Here is a 19,559-nt window from a genome sequence, read left to right as displayed (position 1 = left end):
GGGCGAACCTGGGGACCTGGATGGTGGACTCGGCGAACGTGCCACGCCCGCACAGCTCTTCCCGGCAGAACCAGCGCCGCTTGGCCCACCACACCTCGACCGCACCCGCGATCGGCAGATCACGCAGACGCTGCCGGCGCCGGGAATGGATCTTCACCGCGATCACACCACACGCCGGGCAGCCAGGCGGGGCGAGTGACTCGATCACGACCCGACGGCCTCCGCCGGGAAGATCGATCGCGTCGATGACACGGTAGTCAGACAGATTGAAGATCGTGCTCGCAGCATCACGCTGCGAGCCAGTAAACTCGTCCATAGCTCGTGGTCCTCTGCTCTTGTGGATGTCTCGCAACACCCATCACAGCAGGACCACGAGCCCTCACACGCCTACGACGCGCGGGCCACTTTCACCACGAACCACGAAGAGCCCCTATACCGCCGTCACGGAGGCATATCGACTCCTCAAGTGGGGTGGTTTCAAGCGCATCCTTTTCCTCGTGGATCGAAACAACCTCGCGGATCAGACGATGGGAGAGTTCCAGAACTACCGCACGCCCGACGACGGCCGCCGTTTCACCGAGCTGTACAACGTGACGAAGCTCGCCAGGGGTGGGATGCCGGATTCGACGAAGGTCGCGATCTCGACGATCCAGCGTGTGTTCAAAGCGATCAAGAACGAGGACGTGCCCGAAGGTGACGACCAGGGTCTCGACGAGTTTCGTCCCGACGAACCCGTGACGGTCGGCTACAACCCCGAAATTCCGCCGGAGACCTTCGACCTAGTCATCGTCGACGAGGCACACCGTTCGATCTACGGGGTCTGGCGCGGGGTGCTCGAATACTTCGACGCGCACATCGTCGGGCTCACAGCCACGCCGGGGAAGCAGACCTTCGGCTTCTTCCAGCAGAACCTGGTCTCGGAGTACACCTATCCACAGTCGGTTGCCGACGGCGTGAACGTCGACTTCGACATCTTCCGTATCCGGACCGAGATCACCACGAACGGTTCCACGATCGAGGCCGGAACCTACGTTCCGACGGTCGATCGCAGCACCCGGGAGCAGAAGCTGATCCGGCTCGACGCCGATCTCGACTACACACCCGGCCAACTGGACCGGGCGGTGACGTCGAAGCACCAGATCCGACTCGTGCTGGAAATCTTCCGCGACCGGCTCTTCACCGAGATCTTCCCGGGACGCCACACCGTGCCGAAGACGCTGATCTTCGCCAAGGACGACAACCACGCCGAGGAGATTGTGCAGACCGTGCGGGAAGTGTTCGGGAAGGGAAACGACTTCGCTGCGAAGATCACCTACTCGGCGAAAGACCCGAAGGGTCGTCTGAAGGCTTTCCGCACCAGTCCCGCCATGCGCATCGCAGTGAGCGTCGACATGATCGCGACCGGCACCGACGTCAAGCCGCTGGAATGCGTCATGTTCATGCGCGACGTGCGCAGCGGTCAATACTACGAGCAGATGAAGGGCCGCGGTGCCCGAACCATCGCACCGGCCGACCTCAAGGCGGTGACCGACGACGCCGATGCGAAGACGCGATTCGTGATCGTGGATGCCATCGGCGTGACCGAACACGACTTCGTCGAACCGCCCCTCAACCGTGAAAAGTCGATCAGTCTGAAGAAGTTGCTCGACAAAGCCGCGGCGCTCACTCTCACCGAAGACGAGGTCGCCACACTGGCCGGCCGACTGGCGGCTCTCGATCGACAGCTGACTCCCGCCGAGCGGAACGAACTCGACGAAGTTGCCGGACTGCATGATGCAGAAGCATCGATGCATGACATCGTGCGGGCACTCGTAGCTGCAGTCGACCCCGAGACCCAGGCCGGCGCCATTGCCGCAGAAACCGATCGCGCTCCCGCCGACGTGGTGCAAGTCCTTCTCGACACGGCCGTCGAACCGCTGGCCGCCAACCCCGAACTGCGCACGAGGATCATCGAACTGCGCCACGCGAAGGATCAGATCATCGACGAGGTGAGCCGCGACGAGGTGCTCGAAGCGTACGGGGTCGTGGACCCCGACAAGGCGAAGCACACGATCAACTCGTGGCGGGAGTACCTCGCCGAGCACCGTAACGAGATCAGCGCAATCGAGCTCATGTTGGAGGCAAAGGGGCGAGGCATCCGCTTCGACCAGATCCAGGAACTCGCCGACAGGATCGCACGTCCTCCGTACAACTGGACCGTCGATGTCATCTGGAACTCCTACCTCTCCCTCGGAATCGAGTACCAAGGCCAGGCCGAGAACCGCAACCGGCACGCGGCAACCGACCTGATCTCCCTGCTGCGGCTCGAGGCTGGAGTGGACGAGGTACTCGTGCCGTACGCCGATCAAGTCGAGGATCGCTACGAGAACTGGCTCCTCCGCCAAGAGCAGGCAGGAGCCACGTTCACCGAGACTCAGCGGTGGTGGCTCGACCGGATGATGCGGATCATCGCGTCCTCCGCGGGCATCGACGCCGACGACCTCGACAACGCGCCCTTCAACGAGCGCGGCGGCGTCGACGGCGCCCTCCGTGACCTCGGCGACAACGCCGGCGACCTCATCGAAGAACTCAACCGGGAGCTCGCCGCGTGAGCGAGGTCAGTTGGACTCGCGAACGAATCGGTGCGGTCCTGAAGGTTCGGTATGGCAAGGCGTTACCAAAGGACCAGCGGGACGACTCTGCGCCATTCCCAGTCCTCGGTTCTGCGGGGCGGATGACAGGTACCGCAGAGCCGCTCGCGTTCGATCCCGTCGTCATTATTGGCCGAAAGGGCAACGTCGGGCAGGTTCAGCTTGAGACGGCGGGCTGCTGGCCGATCGATACCACCTACTACGCCGCGATTCCAGAGCGCCTGGATGAGCGCTTCCTGACTTGGCAACTGCGCTCCCTACCACTCGGGAAGCTTGATAGCTCAACGGCGACCCCCAGTCTTCGCCGAGAGGACCTCGAAGCGCAGGAGATCCTTGTCCCGCCGCTCGAGGAGCAGCGCCGGATCGTCGCGATCCTCGAAGACCACCTCTCTCACCTCGATGCGGCCGATTCACAACTTGATGCCGCGGCAATGAGAATATCGGCTCTCAGCGCCCATGTGCTTGCCCACGCGTTGGCAGATGCGACCTGCGATGAGGTCCCGTTGACAAGTCTGCTCGGCCGCGATCTCGCCAACGGGCGCTCGGTGAAGACTTGCGAAGGCGGATTTCCGGTCCTTCGGCTTTCGGCACTCACCGACGGCATGGTCGATCTTCGAGAGCGCAAGCCGGGCGCGTGGACAGCGGACGAGGCGGAGCGATTCCTTGTACATCAAGGCGACTTTCTCATCTCGCGGGGAAACGGAAGTCTGCATCTGGTAGGTCGAGGCGGGCTCGTTGCGGAGGACCCCGATCCTGTCGCCTTCCCAGATACGTTGATACGAGCGCGCCCGCGTGCTGACCTAGTCGACGCAGGATTTCTCGCGCTCGTGTGGAACTCGACGAGCGTCCGTCGCCAGATCGAGCAAGTTGCCAGGACAACTGCCGGAATCTATAAGGTCAACCAGAGAGATCTGGGTCGCGTTGTCGTCCCGGTTCCGTCATTGCCGGATCAGCGCCGTATCCTCGCCGAGGTCGCAGCGGGACGCGAGGCTCTCGGACGGCTCACACAGGCTACGGGTGCTGCACGTGAACGCTCCGGTGCTCTCCGCCGCTCCCTCCTGGCAGCTGCCTTCTCGGGTCGCCTCACGGGATCCTCGTCGGACATGTCAGTGGTCGAGGGGAGGGTTGAGGCATGAACGGCAAGCAGGTCAAGCTCTTCCTCGTAGACGGCACTCGCGGTGGTTTGACGGCGGCGGAGATCACGAATTGGACGGGCAGCGTGCTCTCCGCGCGCCGTTCCGACCTCGCCGAGCTCCTGCGGCGTGAGGAGGCCGAGCGCACCGGCGCGTACCTGTTGCTCGGTGAGGACGAAGACGCGGTCGGTGATACACGCTGCTATGTCGGCGAGGCCGATGTCGTGGCGACGCGACTCCGCGCTCACGTCAAGGAGAAGTCGTTCTGGAACCAGGCGGTGCTCATCACCTCGAAGGACACGAACCTCACGAAATCGCACGTGCGCTACCTGGAGTCGCGATTGATCGAGCTCGCCCAGCAGGCCGGTCGCGTCACGCTGGAGAACGGTACGGCACCGCCGAGGCCCCGACTGCCCGAGGCCGACGTGTCTGACATGGAGTACTTCCTCGGTGAGCTGCAGATCGTGCTTCCCGTGCTCGGGGTGAACGTCATCCGTGTGCGCCCCGCGATGTCGCAAGTTATCGCCTCGTCAACCTCAGAGTCACCGGTGTTCACGTTGACGAACAAGCACAGGACCGTTGACGCCCGCGCTCAGCAGATCGACGGCGAGTTCATCATGCTCAGCGGGTCCGTCGTCGTCCCCACGTGGCACGGTGTGGGGCATGCTCGTAGTACCCAGAAGGCATACGCGAGCTACCGCGCCCAGCACGAGGGCTTGGTCGCCGATGGTTCCATCGTCGTTGAGGGGGGTGCTGCTCGCACGATGCGCGACATCGTCTTCGGTTCACCCTCGACGGCGGGAGCGGTAGCGCTCGGCCGGTCGTGCAACGGGCGCGTCGAGTGGGCCAGTAGCGAGGGGTCGTTCGGTGCGTGGGAGAGCCGCGGGGTCGAGGATGATTGAACCTCGAGGCACTTGGTCAACGACCCGGGGCGGGGTTACACTCGGGTCAACAGTTCAGCCCGCCCAGTCTCCTGGTGTGGGCTGGATCTCTGTTCGGGGATGGTTCGAGTGACGCGCCGTGTCAAGCCGTACGGCTCGCCCGATGAGCACCTTGCCAAGCTGGAGCAGCGCGGCATGACGCTCGAGCGTGAGTTCGCGGCGCAGTGGCTGGGGAGCGTCGGCTACTACCGGCTCAGCGGCTACTGGTATCCGTGCCGCGTCCTGAATGGAAGCCGACGCGGCGACTCCTTCGAGGCGGGCACGTCCTTTGCCGACGTGGTTGCCCTGTACGAGTTCGACCGGAAGCTCCGGACGCTCGTCCATGACGGCGTAGAGCGGGTCGAGGTGATGCTCCGCACGCGGCTCAACGAGTCCGTCGGTGCGTATGGTGCTTTGGCGTACCTCGACCGAGCGCACTTTCGCCCCACGTTCGATCACGCGGCATGGCTGGATACCGTGCAGAGGCGCGTCGCTCGTTCGCGCCGCCGCAACGATGCCGTGCGACATCATGATGAGCACTACGGTGGGCGGTTACCGATCTGGGTACTTTCGGAGGTGCTCGACTTCGCGGACGTGTCCCGCCTCTATGAGGGGTTGCCCGCGAGAGTGCAATGGGAGATCGCGGAGCAATTCGGCGTGCAGATCGACCTTGGCGCGCTGAGCAAGAGTCAGGCCGACCGGGCCAAGAAGAACCATCCACTCGTGCGCTGGTTCGAGCAACTGGCGATCGTGCGTAATACGAGTGCACATCATGCGCGGCTGTGGAACCGATCCTTCGCGCCGGCCAGCACCGCGGCACTGAGGATGGTTCCAGCCCTCGTCTCCCTCCCCGACGGGCAAAGCGAGCGGGTCTACGGTGCGCTGTGCGTCATGGGTCTCCTGCTCGAAGCCGCTTCGCCGGGTACTACGTGGCGCGCCAAGGTCCGGGAGCTTGTCGATACATCGTTCGCTCAACTCCATGGTCGTCACGTCGGAGAGATGGGCTTCCCCGAAGCATGGTGTGACGATCCGTTCTGGTCGAGGAGGCCGCAATGACCGATTCCCGTCGTCTGGTCGATAAACTCGACTCGTTCCGGAACCTGCTACGTGACGACGGGGTGGGGGTGCTCGACTACATCGAGCAGCTCACCTACCTGCTGTTCCTCAAGATGGCGCACGAGCGTGCGACGAGGAAGCTCAAGCCGCAGCAGATCGTGCCGCACGAGTACTCGTGGCAGCGGCTTCTCGACGCGGAGGGGGTGGCGCTGGAGTTCGAGTACACGCGCATCCTGGTCGGCCTTGCTCAGCAGCCGGGAACTCTCGGAGTCATCTTCCGCAAGGCCCAGAACCGCATCCAAGACCCGGCGAAACTCAAGCGCCTCATCGTTGACCTGATCGATAAGGAGCAGTGGTCCGCCTCCGGAACCGATCTCAAGGGTGACGCCTATGAGCAGCTTCTCGCAAAGGGTGCCTCTGACAAGGGCTCGGGGGCCGGCCAGTACTTCACCCCTCGCGATCTGATCCAGGCAATCGTCGACGTCATCCAGCCGTCGGCCGACGACTCGGTGATCGACCCCGCGTGCGGCACCGGCGGCTTCCTCCTCGTCGCCCATGACTATGCATCGAGCCACGCCGAGCGGCTGACGCCGATCCAACGTGATCGCCTGCGCGACGACTTCGCTCACGGCACAGAACTCGTGGACGGTACTGCACGGCTCGCCGCGATGAATCTCCTACTTCACGGCATCGGTACGCCCGACGGAGACTCACTGATCGACGTGCGCGATGCGCTCATCGCCGACCCTGGCAACCGCTACAGCGTGGTGCTCTCCAATCCACCCTTCGGGCGGAAGTCGTCGATGACGATGGTCGGTGCCGATGGACGCGAGTCCAAGGAAGACACCGAGATCGAACGGGCTGATTTCGTCACCACCACCTCGAATAAGCAACTCAACTTCCTGCAGCACATCATGACGATCCTCGACATCAACGGGCGCGCCGCCGTCGTGCTCCCCGACAACGTGCTGTTCGAAGGTGGGTCAGGTGAAGTGCTGCGACGCAAGCTCCTCAATGACTTCGACCTGCATACCATCCTCCGTCTCCCGACCGGCGTCTTCTATGCCCAAGGTGTCAAGGCGAATGTGCTGTTCTTCGACAAGAGGCCCGCGAGTGAGACTCCCTGGACTCGGAAGCTCTGGGTGTACGATCTGCGCACGAACCAGCACTTCACTCTCAAGCAGAACCCGCTGCGCAGAGCCCATCTGAACGAGTTCGTCGAGTCGTACCTGGCAGGCTCATCACGCGACGCGCGCCTGGAATCAGAATGCTGGAAGTCGTTCGAGTACGGCGAATTGATCGCCCGCGACAAGGTCAACCTCGACATCACCTGGCTGCGCGATGACTCCCCCGACGATCTTGACTCGCTGCCTGCCCCCGACGTCATCGCCCGCGAAATCGTCGAAGACCTTACTGCTGCCCTCGCTGAGTTCGAAGCGGTTGCCGCGGCCTTGGAATCTTCTTCCGCAGATTAGGCCAGGAGGGCTGGATCGAGTCGCCCAACGAAGGGAAACGGCGATGGTGGCGGATTACCGCTTCCACCCCGCCGCCTATTGAGAGTTCAGGAAATCTCGCCTGAACGCGTTGATGAAGTACCCGTATTCGTCGAAATCGAGTGCCAGCGGTCTCATGAGATTGAACAATTCAGCCCCGGTTCCCTGGAGCCGCAGCTGCGACGGATTGATGTCGGCAACTCCAAGTATGTAGCTCGCTCCAGAGTCCGCCACCAGATCGAGTCTTACCAGTTGATAGAGCTCGAAAAGAACGCCGACCTGGAGCGGTTCAAGAGCTTCCCCGCCTCGGAAGTCTCTTGCTCTCACCATGTTTGATAGCTCACCACTGCCGATGATGAAGATGCCAGTGAGCTGTCTGTAGGTCAGCGACTCCATGAGCGACAAGATGTAGTTGGCGTGTCCAGAGTCAAGATCATTCCGGAACACCACGTTGGTGTAGAAGTTCGCGAGAAGCGCTACCTTGCGCTCTTCAAAAGCCTTCCGCGCGGCGAGAAAGGCTCCTTCGAGTAGCTCATCTGCCTCGGAGCGAAGCTTCTTTGCATTCTTTCGCTCGCGCGGCCTGAAGAACGACTCTGACCGCGGTTGCTCGCCTCCGTTCAGTCGTTGCACAATCTGGTTCTGAGCAAGCACGTACAAAGAGCCCATACGATCCTGCTCGGTCTGTGCCGTAAACCGCGCCGCGACATCGCCTGCGACGGCCTTCATGCCGTCCTGAAGAAGCGCACCGGCCGCAGCTCCAGCAACTGCTCCGGGAGGGCCAGCCACCGCCGTGCCGAGCACCGCTCCCGCAGCTATGCCGAGTGCACCAGCACCCGAAGTGATCATTCTCGTCAGAGCGTCGTCTATGTTTCCGTTCTCGTGCATCCCTGTCCTCGTTGTGCCGTCGTCGCGCTGGCCTGCGTCGACTTTGGGGAGGTTTCCGCATCGGGCGATTCAACATTCCAACCGCGGCGAGGTGATAGCCGACCCACCCGGGCTGCGGCCACGCGTGTCGAGCATACGGGTGAAGACCGTTCAAAGCTTGGTGACGCCCCGACTGCGCACTCTTTGGAGCATTACCCGCGCGTCTTCGCCCACACCGTGCCCCGGTGAACCCCGAAGTGATGCGCCAGCATGTTCACACCCACCCCTTGCGCACGGGCTTTTCGTATAGCGTCCACTTCCTGGTCCGTGAGCCGTGTTCGAGGTCGTTGCTTTGGTTCCGCTGACGCGCCGATCAGAGGGTCATCGACCTCGCCGTCAGACTCGGCATCGGCGCGGATCTCTTGATTCCACACGGAAACAAGCCTCTCAACCCGCTGTCGCGTGTTCCCGCAGCGCTCCATTGCGCCCACGATGGGCGAATCGCGCCCGCGCGCGGCGCAATCCTGGACTGTGAAGAGCCCGCAATCCGGCGGCTCAGCCGTGGATCGCGCCGACCGGCTCCCGCTCGGCGATGTGTGCGGTCTCGATCTGGATGGTCGAGTGTTCGACGGCGACCGCGAAGTGCTCGGCGACGCATCCCTTGATGGCGCGGAGCAGCTCGGCGGCATGACCGTCCCCGAAGCAGCCGTCCTCGACGACGACGTGGGCGGTGAGGGTCGGCAGGCCGGTCGCGACGGTCGTCGCGTGCAGATCGTGGACGTCCGTGACGTGATCGAGCGCCAGGATGTGGTCGCGCACGGCGTCGAGGTCGAGCCCGGCGGGGGTGAACTCCATGACCACGCGGATCGTCTCCCGAAGCAGGGTCAGCGCGCGCGGCACGATCAATGCCACGATGAGCAGACTCGCCAGGGCATCCGCCTGCTCGTACCCGGTCGTCGCGATGACGACGGCGGCGACGATCACCCCGAGTGAACCGAGGGCGTCGTTGAGGACCTCCAGGAATGCCGCCCTCATGTTGAAGTTCGCGGCGCGGCCGGAGGAGAGCACGACCATCGCGACGATGTTGGCCAGCAGGCCGATGACGCCGAACAGCAGCAGCTCCCCGCCCTGGACCGCCGGTGGATCGACGAGCCGCCGGATGCCCTCGATCGCCGCGTACGCACCCACGGCGAGGAGCAGGGCGGCCTGACCGAGCGCGGCGATCACCTCGACGCGGCGGAACCCCCACGTTCGCCCCGAGGTGGCGGGCCGATGCATCAACGTCGCGGCGACGAGGGCGATGAGCAGCCCGGAGGCGTCGACCGCGGCGTGCACCGTGTCGGTGAACAGCGCCAGGCTCCCGGTGAGCACGGAGCCGACGGCCTGAGCCACGACGACCAGGGTCGTGATCACGAACGCGATCCACAGCCTCGTGCGGAAGTCCCCGACCCCGTTCGCGGAGGACCCGCTCGCCGTGGCAGCGGGCGCGTGCGAGTGTCCGGCGCCCACGGTCACGCCCCCTCGGCCGCGGCCGGCGTGGCGTCGTCGTGGCGCAGGTGGACGCACAGGGTCGCGGGATTGCCGGTGGCGTCGAGCATCCGCTCGGCCGCCGCGACGAGGATGCGCAGGAGCGCCGGTTCCGCGAGGGCGTACCAGCTCGACCGTCCCTCGGGGCGGGCCGTGACGATCCCGCATTCCAGCAGGAAGCCCACGTGCTTGCTCACCGTCGACTGCGCCAGGCCCAGGTGCTCGACCAGGTCGCGTACCCGGTGCTCCCCCGAGGCCAGGTGCTGCACGATCTCCAGGCGCGCCGGCTCGGCGAGTGCCTGGAAGAGGTGCGCGTAGGCCACCGTGGCCGCCTCGTCGACGGCGGACGCCGTTCCTCGATTCATCGTCATAACACGATGGTATCGATATGGGGCGATGTTGTCGAGGGTGGGTGCGAGGGAGGCGGGACGTCCGCGGCGACCCGGGCCATTCGGCACGACCCGTCGGCGGGTGAGGACCGAGTAGCCCGGGTGCGGCGGCTACGGAAGCCGGGCGGCGCCGTCCGTGCGCTCGTACTGGCGGGCGCGGCCACGCACGCCGGAGAAGCGGAACGGTGCCCGGGTCACGTGCGAGGTCTCGAGGTCGTTCATGCTCGAGTGCTCGAGCGCGTGGAGAGACCGGTAGGAGGGGACGTCGAGCGGCACCCGGGTGTCGAGGGCGGCCCGCACCCGCGCCGATCGGTCGGCGTCGGCATAGCCGGGCCGGACGATCCCGGTGATCAGCTCGCTCACGCAGCCGGACCCGTAGCTGAACAGGCCGAGGCGCTTGCCGGTGAGGTCCTCCTCCTCGTGGTCGAGGAGGGAGGCGAGTGAGGAGTAGAGCGAGGCCGTGTAGGTGTTGCCGAGCCGGCGGTTGTACACCGACCCGGAATCGAGGCCGAGCGTTCCGAGTGACCCGCCGGCGTGACGATCGAGGCGCTGCTGGGCCTTGCGGGCCATCTTCGTGAACGGCTGGTGGTAGACGACCCGGTCGATGTCCCCGATCGCGGGTCCGCCGCGGCCGGCGAGATCGTCCCAGGAGCCGGTCATCGCGTCGAGGTAGGCCCGCACCGAGACGGCGCCGTCGACCACGGCGGTCGAGGAGTCGTTCGGGCGCCAGAAGTCGTCGACGTCGGCGGTGTGGATCCCCGAGGGCGGCTCGATCTCGAGGATGGCGGGATCGGCGCCGATGAGCATCGCGACCGCGCCCGCCCCCTGTGTCGGCTCCCCGGGGGAGTCGAGCTCGTAGCGGGCCACGTCGCTCGCGATGATGAGCACGCGCTCCTCGGGGAATCGCGACACGATCCCCATCGCCGCCTGGATCGCCGCGGTCGCCGAATAGCACGCCTGCTTGAACTCGACCACGCGCACCTGGGAGGGCAGCCCGAGCAGCTCGTGCACCCACACCCCCGCCGCCTTCGACTGGTCCAGCCCGGATTCGGTCGCGAACAGCAGGGTGCGGATCCCGTCGGTCCCGTGCCGGCGCAGGATCTCCCAGGCGGCCGAGGCCCCCATCGTGACGATGTCCTCGTCCGGTGCGGGCATGCTCATCTCGTCCTGGCCGAGCCCGACCCGGTACTTCGCGGGATCGATGCCCTTGGACTCGGCGAGCAGACCGAGATCCAGCACATGGTGGGCGGTCGCGACCTCCAGGTCGTGGATGCCGATGCTCGTCATGCTCGAGGTCCGTTCCGTCGTTCGTATCGCACGTGCGCCGCCATGAGTTCGCCCGGGTTCGTCTGAGCCGCGAGCAGCGACAGCTCCCCGCAGAGCACGGTGGCGGCGATGAGCGCCGCGAGCCGGCGGGCATTCGCGCCGCCGGCACGCTCCTCCCGGCAGCCGAGTCGCTCCAGGGCGTACTCCACGTGCGGCAGATGCTTGCCGTTACCCACCGTACCCACGATCAGATGCGGCAGGGTGCAGGCGAAGTAGAGCCCGTCGGCGCGGTTCTCCGCCGAGGTGATCCCCTGGGAGCCCTCGACGATGTTGGCCGCATCCTGCCCGGTGGCGAGGTAGAACGCGAGCAGCATGTTCGCGTAGTGGGCGTTCGCCGAGCGCAGGGCGCCGGCGATCGTGCTGCCGATGAGGTTCTTTCGGAGCACGAGATCGCAGACCTTGGCCGCGTCGGTGCGCAGCCGGGTGCGCACGATCTCGTGCGGGATGAGGATCTCGGCAACGACGCTGCGGCCCCGGCCGAGGATGCCGTTGACGGCCGTGGCCTTCTTGTCGGAGCAGTAGTTGCCCGAGATCGACCCGTACTCCAGGCCGAGCTGCCATGAGAGGATCCGCTCCATCAGCGCATCGGCGGCGTTCGTGACCATGTTGTGGCCCGAGGCGTCCCCCGTCGTGAGCGCGAACCGCACGAACAGCAGGTTGCCCACGACCTCGGGATGGATCTCCTCGAGGCGCGCGAACCGGCTACCCGTGGTCACGACCTCGGCCAGTTCCCCGAACCGGTCCTCGATCTGCCGGGCGGCCGCGTGGGCGATGGCGGCGCCGTCGGCCACGAACAGGGTCGAGCGGCTCATCCGCTCCCCGATCGAGACGGTGCGGATGCCGCCGTCGATCAGCCGGGAGATCCGCGCGCCCCGACCGACCGAGGGCCACAGCGGCGTCTCGTAGGTCGCCAGCGGCACCTCGATCTCCCCCTCGACGGCGTCGCCGCTCACCCGGAGTGGGCCGACCCAGCGGGTGGGGATCGTGGTGGTGGGAGGCTCCTCACCGGTCATGGTCGTCCTTCGTGTCGGGGTGGCGGGCCGCGCGGGTCGCCGTCACGGCCGGCGCTCCGTGGAACGCCGGGCGAGCGCGCCGGTGTCGACCCCGCGCAGCTCGAGGAATTCGCGCAGGCGCCCGCGCACGAGCAGATCCGTCGCGCCGAGGTCCGCGACCCGGCCGGCGCCGAGGAGGGCGATGAGCCCGCGGGTCTGGTCGAGCCAGCCGGTCACGAGCTCCTCGAACGCCTCGGGCCCGCCGTCGAGCACGGTCTTGAGGAACACTCCCGCCACCCCGACCGCGTGTGCGCCTGCGGCGAGCGCCTTGACGACGTCGTAGGGGTTGCGTACGCCGCCCGAGGCGAGCAGGGCGGGGCCAGCCGCGGGGGCGTCGAGCAGGCAGGCGAGCGCGGACTGACCGAAGCCCGTGAGGAAGGAGTAGTCGGGGCCGGTGCGGCGCGCGTTCTCGATCGCCAGGAAGTCCGTGCCGCCCCGGCCGCTCACGTCCGCGAACTGCACGCCCAGGTCGGCCAGCTCGGTCAGGGTGGACCGGCTCAGGCCGAAGCCGACCTCCTTGACGATCACCGGCACGGGGGAGGCGGCCACGATCTCGGAGACCGAGTGACGCCAGGTCGAGAAGTCGCACGATCCCTCGGGCATCGCGGTCTCCTGCACCGCGTTCAGGTGGAGCTGGAGCGCGTCGGCCTCGAGCAGGTCGACGGCGCGGCGGGCGTCGTCGCCGCTGCGGCCGACCCCGAGGTTCGCCATGACGAACCCGCGCGGGTTCTCCTGCCGGATCACGGTGAAGCCGGCGGCGGCCTCGGGCTCGTCGAGGGCCACGGAGACCGAGCCGCAGGCCATCGGCATTCCCGTGCGCGCGGCCACGATCGCCAGGTCCCGGTTGATCCGGGTGGTCGTCTCGGTGCCGCCGGTCATGCCGTTGACGTAGAACGGCGTGGGCCAGCGCCAGTCGCCCACCGTGACGCTCAGGTCGACCCGGTCGGGGTCGGTGGTCGGCAGCGCGCCGTGGACGAAGTCGAGGTCGTCGTACTCGTTGCCCCGCACCGCGCCCTCCTGCTGCGCGGCGGCGAGGCGCACGTGATCGTCCTTGCGCTGGGCCCGGGTGGGGGCGGATTCGTCCGTCATCGTCGCGCTCCTTCTCCTCGGTGGACCGACAGTGCGAGCGGGCGGACGTCGCATGAGTCCCACTCCCGCAGGATACCGGCCGGGTCGACGTGCGCCGGCGCCAGCGCGATCCCGCAGTCGCCGCCGCCGGCGCCCGAGGACTTGGCCGCCGCGCCGTGGCTCTCGGCGATCTCGCACAGCAGCCGCAGCTGCTCGGTCTCGATGGCGATCCCCGCCTCCGAACCGAGGCCGACCAGCAGCCGGCGCGCGCGGCGGATCACGTCCGGGGCGCCGCGCCCGCCCGCACCGAGCGCGGACACGAGATCGTCGACGCACGCGCGGGACTGCGCCACGAAGAGCCGATACCCGGGCGCGTGCCGCGGACGAGGCGAGCGGACGCCGTCCACAAGCGTGTCGGTGGCGGCGGGCGAACCGGTCCAGCCCACGAGCAGCGACAGCCCGGCGGGCGGGGGCAGCGGGGTGATCGAGCAGCCGGCCCACGGCGCATCCGCGAGCGTGGCGGTCAGGCCGTGCTCGGCGCGATGGCGGGCAAGGGCGTCCCGGTCGGGCGAGGTGTAGCGGATCCAGCCGCCGAACGTGCTCGCGGCCACGTCGCCGCCCGAGGCGCGCGGGGAGACCGTGATCGTGGCCAGCAGCGCGAGGCGGAACCGCTCGAGCGGGGTGAGACCGAGTCCGTAGAACTCGTCGAGTGCGGCGACGACGGCGACGGTCACCGCCGCGGAGGAGCCGAGCCCGTACTTGCGTCCGCTCGGGTCGTCGAGGTCGCTCGCGATCTCGAGGTCGACATAGCGGGGAGCCCGTCCCCGGTCGTGGCGCAGCTCCTCGATCGCGGAGATGGCGGCGAGGACGTGGTCGCCGGGGGGGCCGGTGGCGCGGATGCGCGGGCCGTCGTCGCTGCGGACCCACCGCAACGGTTCCGGGCCGTACTCGCCCGAGTGCACCCGGCCGGCGCCGGTCGCCTCCGTCAGGCGCACGGTGAGATAGCGGTCGACCGCGATGAGCACGGCCGGCTCGCCGGGGTCGACCACGGCGTACTCGCCGGCGACGAACAGCTTTCCGGGGGCCCGGGTCTCGATCATCGGGGTGCCCCGGGCGGCTCCCCGGTGTCGACGAGCTCGGCGCCGGGGCCGGGGCCGACGTCGTGCACGCGGCCGAAGACCGACAGCCGGGTGGCGACGGTGGCGGAATCCTCCGGCCGGGTGAGCACCGCGATATTCGGCCCGGCGTCGGCGGTCGCGTAGGCCTCGATACCCTCCGAGCGCAGGGCCCCGACGGCGTCGAAGACCGCGACGCTCGCGGGTGAGAGGTAGCGGATCGGCGGATCCGTCGAGGCGATCACCGCGTGCATGCGCAGCGCGTGGGACTCGGTGATCCGCCCGATGCGGGTGAAGTCCCCGGCGCGGCAGGCCGAGACCATCGACTCCAGGCTCGCCTCGGTGGCCCGGATCCAGCCGTCGTAGAACGGGGAGGTGAGCGCGGTCAGGCGCATCGCGTCCCGGCTCGAGATGGCCTTCTTGGTGCCGTCGAGGATGACGATGACCATGCGCATCTCGGGGGCGGCGATCGGCTCGGCGAAGGAGGTCTCGTCGCCGTCGCCGGCGTGCCAGATCGCCACGCCCGGGATGATCGAGCGGGCGGCCGAGCCGGATCCCCGGCGGGCGAGGCGGCTGCGGGCGGCCGGATCCGAGGGCAGCCCGTACGCGGCGGCGGCGGCCGTGGCCAGGGCCGCGAAGCCCGACGCCGAGGACGCGAGCCCGGCGCCTGTGGGGGCCTCGTTCGTCGACGTCACGTGGGCGTGGGAGGCGTTGCCGCTGCGCTCGCGCACGAGGTCGAGGAAGGCGCGCACGCGGTCGCGGGCGTCGCCGGTGTTCTCGGCGCCGTCGAGCTCGAACGCGTCCTGCCGAAGCGAGGGGTCGAGGGTGACGGTGGTGCGGGTCTCGAAGGTGTCGAGGGTGAGCGAGAGGCTGCCGGCGGCGGGCAGCATGAGGACCTCGTCCCGCTTGCCCCAGTACTTCACGAGGGCGAGATTGGGGAAGGCGCGCGCGGTGCTCATGCCGCCGGGACCGTGGTCGTCCACGTGCGCGGGGCGCCCGCGGCCCGCAGCGCGGCGGCGATCCGATCCGCCTGCGCGGGCGAGTCGGCGAGGGCGAGCACGCAGCCGCCGATGCCGCCGCCGGTCAGCTTGGCGCCGAGGGCGCCGGCCGCCGCGGCGTCCTCGACGAACCGATCGAGGACGGTGCTGCTCACCCCGAGCTCGCCCAGGGCCCCGTGGCCGTCGGTCATGCGCCGGCCCAGCCGGTGCAGGTCCCCGGTGGCCAGGTCGTCGACGGCGCCGAGGGTCGCCTCCGTGAGACGGCGGATCAGGCTCTCGACGGCGGCCGGGTCCTCGCCGAAGCGCGCGCGCACGGAGCGCACGGCGTCCATGGTCGATCCGTGGACGCCGGAATCCGCGATGACGAACGTGAGCGACTCGGCGATCGGCAGGGTGGTGGCATGGCCGCGCTCGAACCGGATGGCGTGGCCGGCGACGACGGCGCGGGCATCGAGACCGCTGGGGTTCGCGTGGGCGACCCGTTCGGCGACCTGCACGATGTCGTAACAGGTGTCGGGGCTCAGGTCGTGACCCGTGAGGTCCGCGACCGCCCGCGTCACGGCCGCCGCGACGGCGGCGCTCGAGCCGAGGCCGCGCCCGTACGGGATGGCGCTGCTCACGTGCACCTCGATCCCGGGGGTTCCCGCGAGCATCTCGGCGAGGGCGGCATGCAGGGCGGTGACAACGGGCTGGATCGCGGCCGGGGCATCGGAGGTCACGCCGCTGTACAGGTCGGTGAGGATGTGGATCCCGGGCACCGCGCTCGATCGGACGGTCACCTCGGCCCGCAGGTCGGGCAGCGGCAGGGCGATCGCGGGCGCGCCGTAGACCACGGCGTGCTCGCCGAGGAGGATGGCCTTGGCATGGGCCGCGCCCGTGGCGACGGGCCGTGCCGCCGGTGCCGTCGCTCGAGGCTTCGCTGCCGGGGACGGCAGCGCGGAGAGCATCGAATTCATGGAGATCCGTTCGGTCATCGATGGCTCAGCATACGCGGATCCTTGCGGGAATATGACATCCCGACAGGACCCGCGTCAGACCTTCACACGCTGATCGGATGTCGGGTGTGGCGCTTCACGGGCACGGGTACTAGCAGGTCTTGACAGCCCCAGCCTTCGAGGATACGGTCTCGGTTGTGCCCCAGGGGAGTGTGGGGCACGTGTTTCGATCCAAGTTGATTTTTCTGATCATCGGTGGCCAACGTCGGCCACCGTAGTCGAAGGAGACTGAATTGGCTACGATGACTCTCAGGAAGAGAATTCTCTCGCTTTTAGCCGTAGTGGCTGTGGCGGTAACGGGGACATTTGCTCTCGCCGCGCCAGCACATGCTGGAACAGGGTGCGCCGGGGGGTGGGTATGCCTGTTCAACAAGCCAGGAAACACCAACGGTTATGAGCGTGGGTACCAGTTCAGTGTTGCTAATCTGAATACTCACCAGTGGGGTATCTACAACAACGGCGGATACATCACTCAGCCCGGTACCAGCGTGGGTAATAGTAAAACGGGCGCGATCAATAATCAATTCCGCATCGACACACTCAGGCTGTATTCAGAAACGAACTATCGAGGGGATTACAGGACCTTTTACCCCCGCAGCGGCTACTGGAAGGCGCCCGCCTATACATCGAATATCGGTAATGGTGGATATTCCGGTAATTGGGTCGATTACGGCTTCGTTAAGTCGCTAAGGGCGTACTGACGATGCGCGTGGGCAGGCGGTGGCAGTCTGGCCGGCTATTGCCTGGCACCGTCGCCCTCACTCTCGCGGTCCTCAGCGGGTGCTCTGGCGCGTCATCATTGCAGCCGTCCCCGCCAACGCTGTCACAAGCAGATGGTCCTAGCAATCCTTCAGCCGGGGAGGGGTCGCCGGGTGGGGGGCCTGGTGACGAACCGGGACTGCTGGAGTCGGCCTTGTTTCCTGGGGCATTTGCGACGCCGTTGGACTCGGTCATCAACCCCGACCCACTTCAGTTCAGCGCAATCGAAGAGGCACAAGCGCGCGCGATCAACGAGTGCATGGCAGAGAAGGGCTTTCCGGCCTTCCGTTGGGAGGTGGATGAGCCGTTCGTGAACGAATGGTACGGCGTTACCGATCCAGAAGTAGCAGCGGTGTGGGGCTACCGGAACTCTGGCGCTCCCGAGTCTTTTGAGGGCCTTCCCGACGATGGACCTCAGGTCATGCAACCAGAGCCGATGACTGATGAGCTTGAGGCGCTGGTGGGTGCGGACGAGGATTTGACCGCGGAAGTTCTCAATTCAGAGGGCATCATCGTCTATCGTTACGCACCCGATGCCTGTATGAACATCGGCATGCTCTCAGTGCGGCCGAACTATTTCGAAGGTATCGAACTCGAGGAGCAGTTGGTTTCTCTAGCCGGGGAGGCGAGCCGGCAAGCACAGGACACCGAAGAGTTTGAGTCTGCGTTCACCCACTGGAACGACTGTGTGGAATCTAAGGGCGGGATCAGAACCAACAATTATAGAGAGCTAGTCGGAGGGCGCGAAGGCTTCCTGATGGAAGGGCCGCCTGGCGCAGCTGAGATAGCCGCCGCTACTATCGACGCTGAATGCAAGCGAGACACTGGACTCCTGAGAACATGGTCACAATTGCGGGCAGAAGCCGAAGCGGGGCTTCTTGCCCAGCATCCCGGCCTCCTTACCACCTATCTTGAGTACATGCAACCGAAGGTGACAAAGTCTGGCTAAGGAAGCCGGTAGAAGGGCTGGGACAGGTGCGTGGAGGAGATGGGAGTCGACAGTGGCAGGCTCAAGTGGTGAACAGTCAGGATGGAGGTTTCGTGTGCCTGTCATTACTGCACTCGCTCTCGCCTTGGCCAGCGGATTTGGGTTAAGTCGTCTCACTGTTACACCGGAGAATGCCATTGTACCGGAATCGATTCCAGAGCCTGTATGGGCTGAAGTGACGAATGGCACCTTGTCTGGGAGCCACACCGGGACTGGCACGGTAGTCGCGCCTGAGCAGGTCCCTATCAATATTCGCGCGGGTGAGAGAACACCAGTTGTCACTTCTCAAGCTTTGGCTCCGGGGGAGCAGGTTCGGGCGTGCGGGATCCTCGTCGAAATTTCGGACCGTCCACTGTTCGCACTCCCAGGCGAGATCCCTGCATACCGGGATCTGGTGCAGGGCGACGGAGGTGAAGACGTAGCTCGCCTCCAAAGCGCGCTGCGTGAATGCGGATATCAGATCGCTGCAGACGGTGTGTTCGGTCCCGAAACCGCCGCCACGGTACGTTTGTGGTATCGGGATAACGGGTACCGCGTGGTGGAGCGCGAGGAGATGATCGAGTTATCCGAACCGGCTATGGATGGCGTGGCAATCGAAACAGACGATGCTCCGGCCAGCCGAGCATCCGCGGCGCGAAAACTCGTCGTCGTCCCAGCGAACGAAATCGAATACATCCGCGAAGGAGCGGTCGTTACTGAGGTCGTCCCGGTTGGGACTGTCGTGGATGATCCAGTCCTTCACGTATCTGACGGTTCATACCTCTTTGAAGTCGAGCTGAAACCAGCTGTTCGTTTTGACCTCCAAGAGGGTCAAGAGACGGTGCTCGATCTTGGCGGCACCTCGATCACGGTTCCACTTCCCACGCTGCCCTCAGAGCCAACCACGGGTAGCGCCGGCGAGCCTGTCTTCGTACTACGTTTGCAACTACCGCAAGAGCTTGATCCAGGCTCGGTAGGTTCGACTGGGACCTACACGGTAGCCACCGGTACAGATGAAGTCTTCGATCGGATCGTTCCGGTGACCGCTGTCCGAACCGATCCTTCTGGGCGAACCTATGTTGTCAAGGCAGTGGCAGGATCCGATCCTGTCGCAGTGGAGGTGACCGGCGTTGCGGCTGAAGGCGGGTACGTGGCAGTCGACGGCGACTTGCAGTACGGTGACCGGCTCTGGCTTACTAACGAGATTCATTAGCAGTGGGGCCGATCCGAGCGGGCTTGTTTGCCAGGCAGGGAGTGCCTGAAGGGG

The 19,559-nt window shown here is 66.3% G+C and carries 18 protein-coding genes; 8 read left to right on the top strand and 10 right to left on the bottom strand.

Annotation, left to right across the window (positions count from 1 at the left end; all coding sequences use genetic code 11):
- Window positions 1-316: transposase family protein (locus tag GCG21_RS04270; RefSeq protein WP_194164931.1), on the bottom strand; the 316-nt coding region annotated here is incomplete at its 3' end.
- A gap of 25 nt (window positions 317-341) precedes the next feature.
- Between GCG21_RS04270 and GCG21_RS04265 the strand changes: the two genes are divergently transcribed.
- The 5 genes from GCG21_RS04265 (at window position 342) to GCG21_RS04245 (ending at window position 7,214) form a co-directional block, all read left to right on the top strand.
- Window positions 342-2,591: a type I restriction-modification enzyme R subunit C-terminal domain-containing protein gene (locus GCG21_RS04265; RefSeq protein WP_194164930.1), complete on the top strand. Its 2,250-nt coding sequence runs from the start codon at window positions 342-344 to the stop codon at window positions 2,589-2,591.
- The gene (locus tag GCG21_RS04260; protein WP_152817990.1) at window positions 2,588-3,766 is read left to right on the top strand and encodes a restriction endonuclease subunit S; all 1,179 of its coding nucleotides are present in this window, start codon (window positions 2,588-2,590) and stop codon (window positions 3,764-3,766) included. The genes GCG21_RS04265 and GCG21_RS04260 overlap by 4 nt, the downstream gene beginning before the upstream one ends.
- Window positions 3,763-4,665 carry a GIY-YIG nuclease family protein gene (locus tag GCG21_RS04255; protein ID WP_152817989.1) on the top strand — a complete coding sequence of 301 codons (903 nt, stop codon included), beginning with the start codon at window positions 3,763-3,765 and terminating at the stop codon, window positions 4,663-4,665. The genes GCG21_RS04260 and GCG21_RS04255 overlap by 4 nt, the downstream gene beginning before the upstream one ends.
- A 108-nt stretch (window positions 4,666-4,773) precedes the next feature.
- Window positions 4,774-5,739 (top strand): Abi family protein, encoded by a 966-nt coding sequence (locus GCG21_RS04250; protein WP_370517266.1) that lies wholly within the window; start codon window positions 4,774-4,776, stop codon window positions 5,737-5,739.
- Window positions 5,736-7,214, top strand: coding sequence for a class I SAM-dependent DNA methyltransferase (locus GCG21_RS04245; protein ID WP_152817987.1), 1,479 nt, complete (start codon window positions 5,736-5,738; stop codon window positions 7,212-7,214). The genes GCG21_RS04250 and GCG21_RS04245 overlap by 4 nt, the downstream gene beginning before the upstream one ends.
- Before the next feature lie 75 nt (window positions 7,215-7,289).
- Here the strand turns inward: GCG21_RS04245 and GCG21_RS04240 are convergent, their stop codons facing one another.
- The 9 genes from GCG21_RS04240 to mvk form a co-directional block, all read right to left on the bottom strand.
- A complete protein-coding gene (locus GCG21_RS04240) occupies window positions 7,290-8,117 on the bottom strand; it encodes a hypothetical protein (RefSeq protein ID WP_152817986.1) in 828 nt (275 codons plus the stop codon).
- Between the two features lie 534 nt (window positions 8,118-8,651).
- The gene (locus GCG21_RS04235) at window positions 8,652-9,605 is read right to left on the bottom strand and encodes a cation diffusion facilitator family transporter (protein ID WP_153879090.1); all 954 of its coding nucleotides are present in this window, start codon (window positions 9,603-9,605) and stop codon (window positions 8,652-8,654) included.
- A 2-nt stretch (window positions 9,606-9,607) separates the two neighbouring features.
- Window positions 9,608-9,994, bottom strand: a complete 387-nt coding sequence (locus GCG21_RS04230; protein ID WP_370460159.1) for an ArsR/SmtB family transcription factor — start codon at window positions 9,992-9,994, stop codon at window positions 9,608-9,610.
- A gap of 129 nt (window positions 9,995-10,123) precedes the next feature.
- Window positions 10,124-11,299: a hydroxymethylglutaryl-CoA synthase gene (locus tag GCG21_RS04225; RefSeq protein WP_152817985.1), complete on the bottom strand. Its 1,176-nt coding sequence runs from the start codon at window positions 11,297-11,299 to the stop codon at window positions 10,124-10,126.
- A complete protein-coding gene (locus GCG21_RS04220; protein ID WP_152817984.1) occupies window positions 11,296-12,351 on the bottom strand; it encodes a hydroxymethylglutaryl-CoA reductase in 1,056 nt (351 codons plus the stop codon). The genes GCG21_RS04225 and GCG21_RS04220 overlap by 4 nt, the downstream gene beginning before the upstream one ends.
- 42 nt (window positions 12,352-12,393) lie before the next feature.
- The gene (gene fni, locus GCG21_RS04215; protein ID WP_152817983.1) at window positions 12,394-13,479 is read right to left on the bottom strand and encodes a type 2 isopentenyl-diphosphate Delta-isomerase; all 1,086 of its coding nucleotides are present in this window, start codon (window positions 13,477-13,479) and stop codon (window positions 12,394-12,396) included.
- Window positions 13,476-14,558 carry a phosphomevalonate kinase gene (locus tag GCG21_RS04210; protein ID WP_152817982.1) on the bottom strand — a complete coding sequence of 361 codons (1,083 nt, stop codon included), beginning with the start codon at window positions 14,556-14,558 and terminating at the stop codon, window positions 13,476-13,478. The genes fni and GCG21_RS04210 overlap by 4 nt, the downstream gene beginning before the upstream one ends.
- A complete protein-coding gene (gene mvaD, locus GCG21_RS04205) occupies window positions 14,555-15,532 on the bottom strand; it encodes a diphosphomevalonate decarboxylase (RefSeq protein ID WP_152817981.1) in 978 nt (325 codons plus the stop codon). The genes GCG21_RS04210 and mvaD overlap by 4 nt, the downstream gene beginning before the upstream one ends.
- The gene (gene mvk / locus GCG21_RS04200; protein ID WP_152817980.1) at window positions 15,529-16,545 is read right to left on the bottom strand and encodes a mevalonate kinase; all 1,017 of its coding nucleotides are present in this window, start codon (window positions 16,543-16,545) and stop codon (window positions 15,529-15,531) included. Before mvk ends, mvaD begins: the two co-directional genes overlap by 4 nt.
- Before the next feature lie 254 nt (window positions 16,546-16,799).
- Here mvk and GCG21_RS04195 point away from each other — a divergent pair, with 254 nt between their 5' ends.
- From GCG21_RS04195 to GCG21_RS04185, 3 genes are all read left to right on the top strand, one after another.
- Window positions 16,800-17,267 carry a hypothetical protein gene (locus GCG21_RS04195; RefSeq protein ID WP_152817979.1) on the top strand — a complete coding sequence of 156 codons (468 nt, stop codon included), beginning with the start codon at window positions 16,800-16,802 and terminating at the stop codon, window positions 17,265-17,267.
- A gap of 317 nt (window positions 17,268-17,584) precedes the next feature.
- Window positions 17,585-18,274, top strand: a complete 690-nt coding sequence (locus tag GCG21_RS04190) for a hypothetical protein (RefSeq protein WP_152817978.1) — start codon at window positions 17,585-17,587, stop codon at window positions 18,272-18,274.
- 94 nt (window positions 18,275-18,368) lie between these two features.
- Complete coding sequence (locus tag GCG21_RS04185; protein WP_194164929.1) at window positions 18,369-19,505, top strand: peptidoglycan-binding domain-containing protein; 1,137 nt, start codon at window positions 18,369-18,371, stop codon at window positions 19,503-19,505.
- The last annotated feature ends 54 nt before the right edge of the window (window positions 19,506-19,559 follow it).

Origin of the sequence: Pseudactinotalea sp. HY160 (genome assembly GCF_009372055.1) — a bacterium.
Classification (GTDB): Bacteria; Actinomycetota; Actinomycetes; order Actinomycetales; family Beutenbergiaceae; genus HY158.
Note: the sequence above shows the minus strand (reverse complement) of the source record. Positions and strands in the feature narration are given on the sequence as shown.

Excerpts from the sequence above, each read along its gene's own strand:
- GCG21_RS04265 (WP_194164930.1), top strand. The coding sequence starts at position 342 with ATGTCTCGCAACACCCATCACAGCAGGACCACGAGCCCTCACACGCCT.
- GCG21_RS04255 (WP_152817989.1), top strand. The coding sequence starts at position 3,763 with ATGAACGGCAAGCAGGTCAAGCTCTTCCTCGTAGACGGCACTCGCGGT.
- GCG21_RS04245 (WP_152817987.1), top strand. The coding sequence starts at position 5,736 with ATGACCGATTCCCGTCGTCTGGTCGATAAACTCGACTCGTTCCGGAAC.
- GCG21_RS04240 (WP_152817986.1), bottom strand. The coding sequence starts at position 8,117 with ATGCACGAGAACGGAAACATAGACGACGCTCTGACGAGAATGATCACT.
- GCG21_RS04230 (WP_370460159.1), bottom strand. The coding sequence starts at position 9,994 with ATGACGATGAATCGAGGAACGGCGTCCGCCGTCGACGAGGCGGCCACG.
- GCG21_RS04225 (WP_152817985.1), bottom strand. The coding sequence starts at position 11,299 with ATGACGAGCATCGGCATCCACGACCTGGAGGTCGCGACCGCCCACCAT.
- GCG21_RS04220 (WP_152817984.1), bottom strand. The coding sequence starts at position 12,351 with ATGACCGGTGAGGAGCCTCCCACCACCACGATCCCCACCCGCTGGGTC.
- fni (WP_152817983.1), bottom strand. The coding sequence starts at position 13,479 with ATGACGGACGAATCCGCCCCCACCCGGGCCCAGCGCAAGGACGATCAC.
- GCG21_RS04210 (WP_152817982.1), bottom strand. The coding sequence starts at position 14,558 with ATGATCGAGACCCGGGCCCCCGGAAAGCTGTTCGTCGCCGGCGAGTAC.
- mvaD (WP_152817981.1), bottom strand. The coding sequence starts at position 15,532 with ATGAGCACCGCGCGCGCCTTCCCCAATCTCGCCCTCGTGAAGTACTGG.
- mvk (WP_152817980.1), bottom strand. The coding sequence starts at position 16,545 with ATGACCGAACGGATCTCCATGAATTCGATGCTCTCCGCGCTGCCGTCC.
- GCG21_RS04190 (WP_152817978.1), top strand. The coding sequence starts at position 17,585 with ATGGCAGAGAAGGGCTTTCCGGCCTTCCGTTGGGAGGTGGATGAGCCG.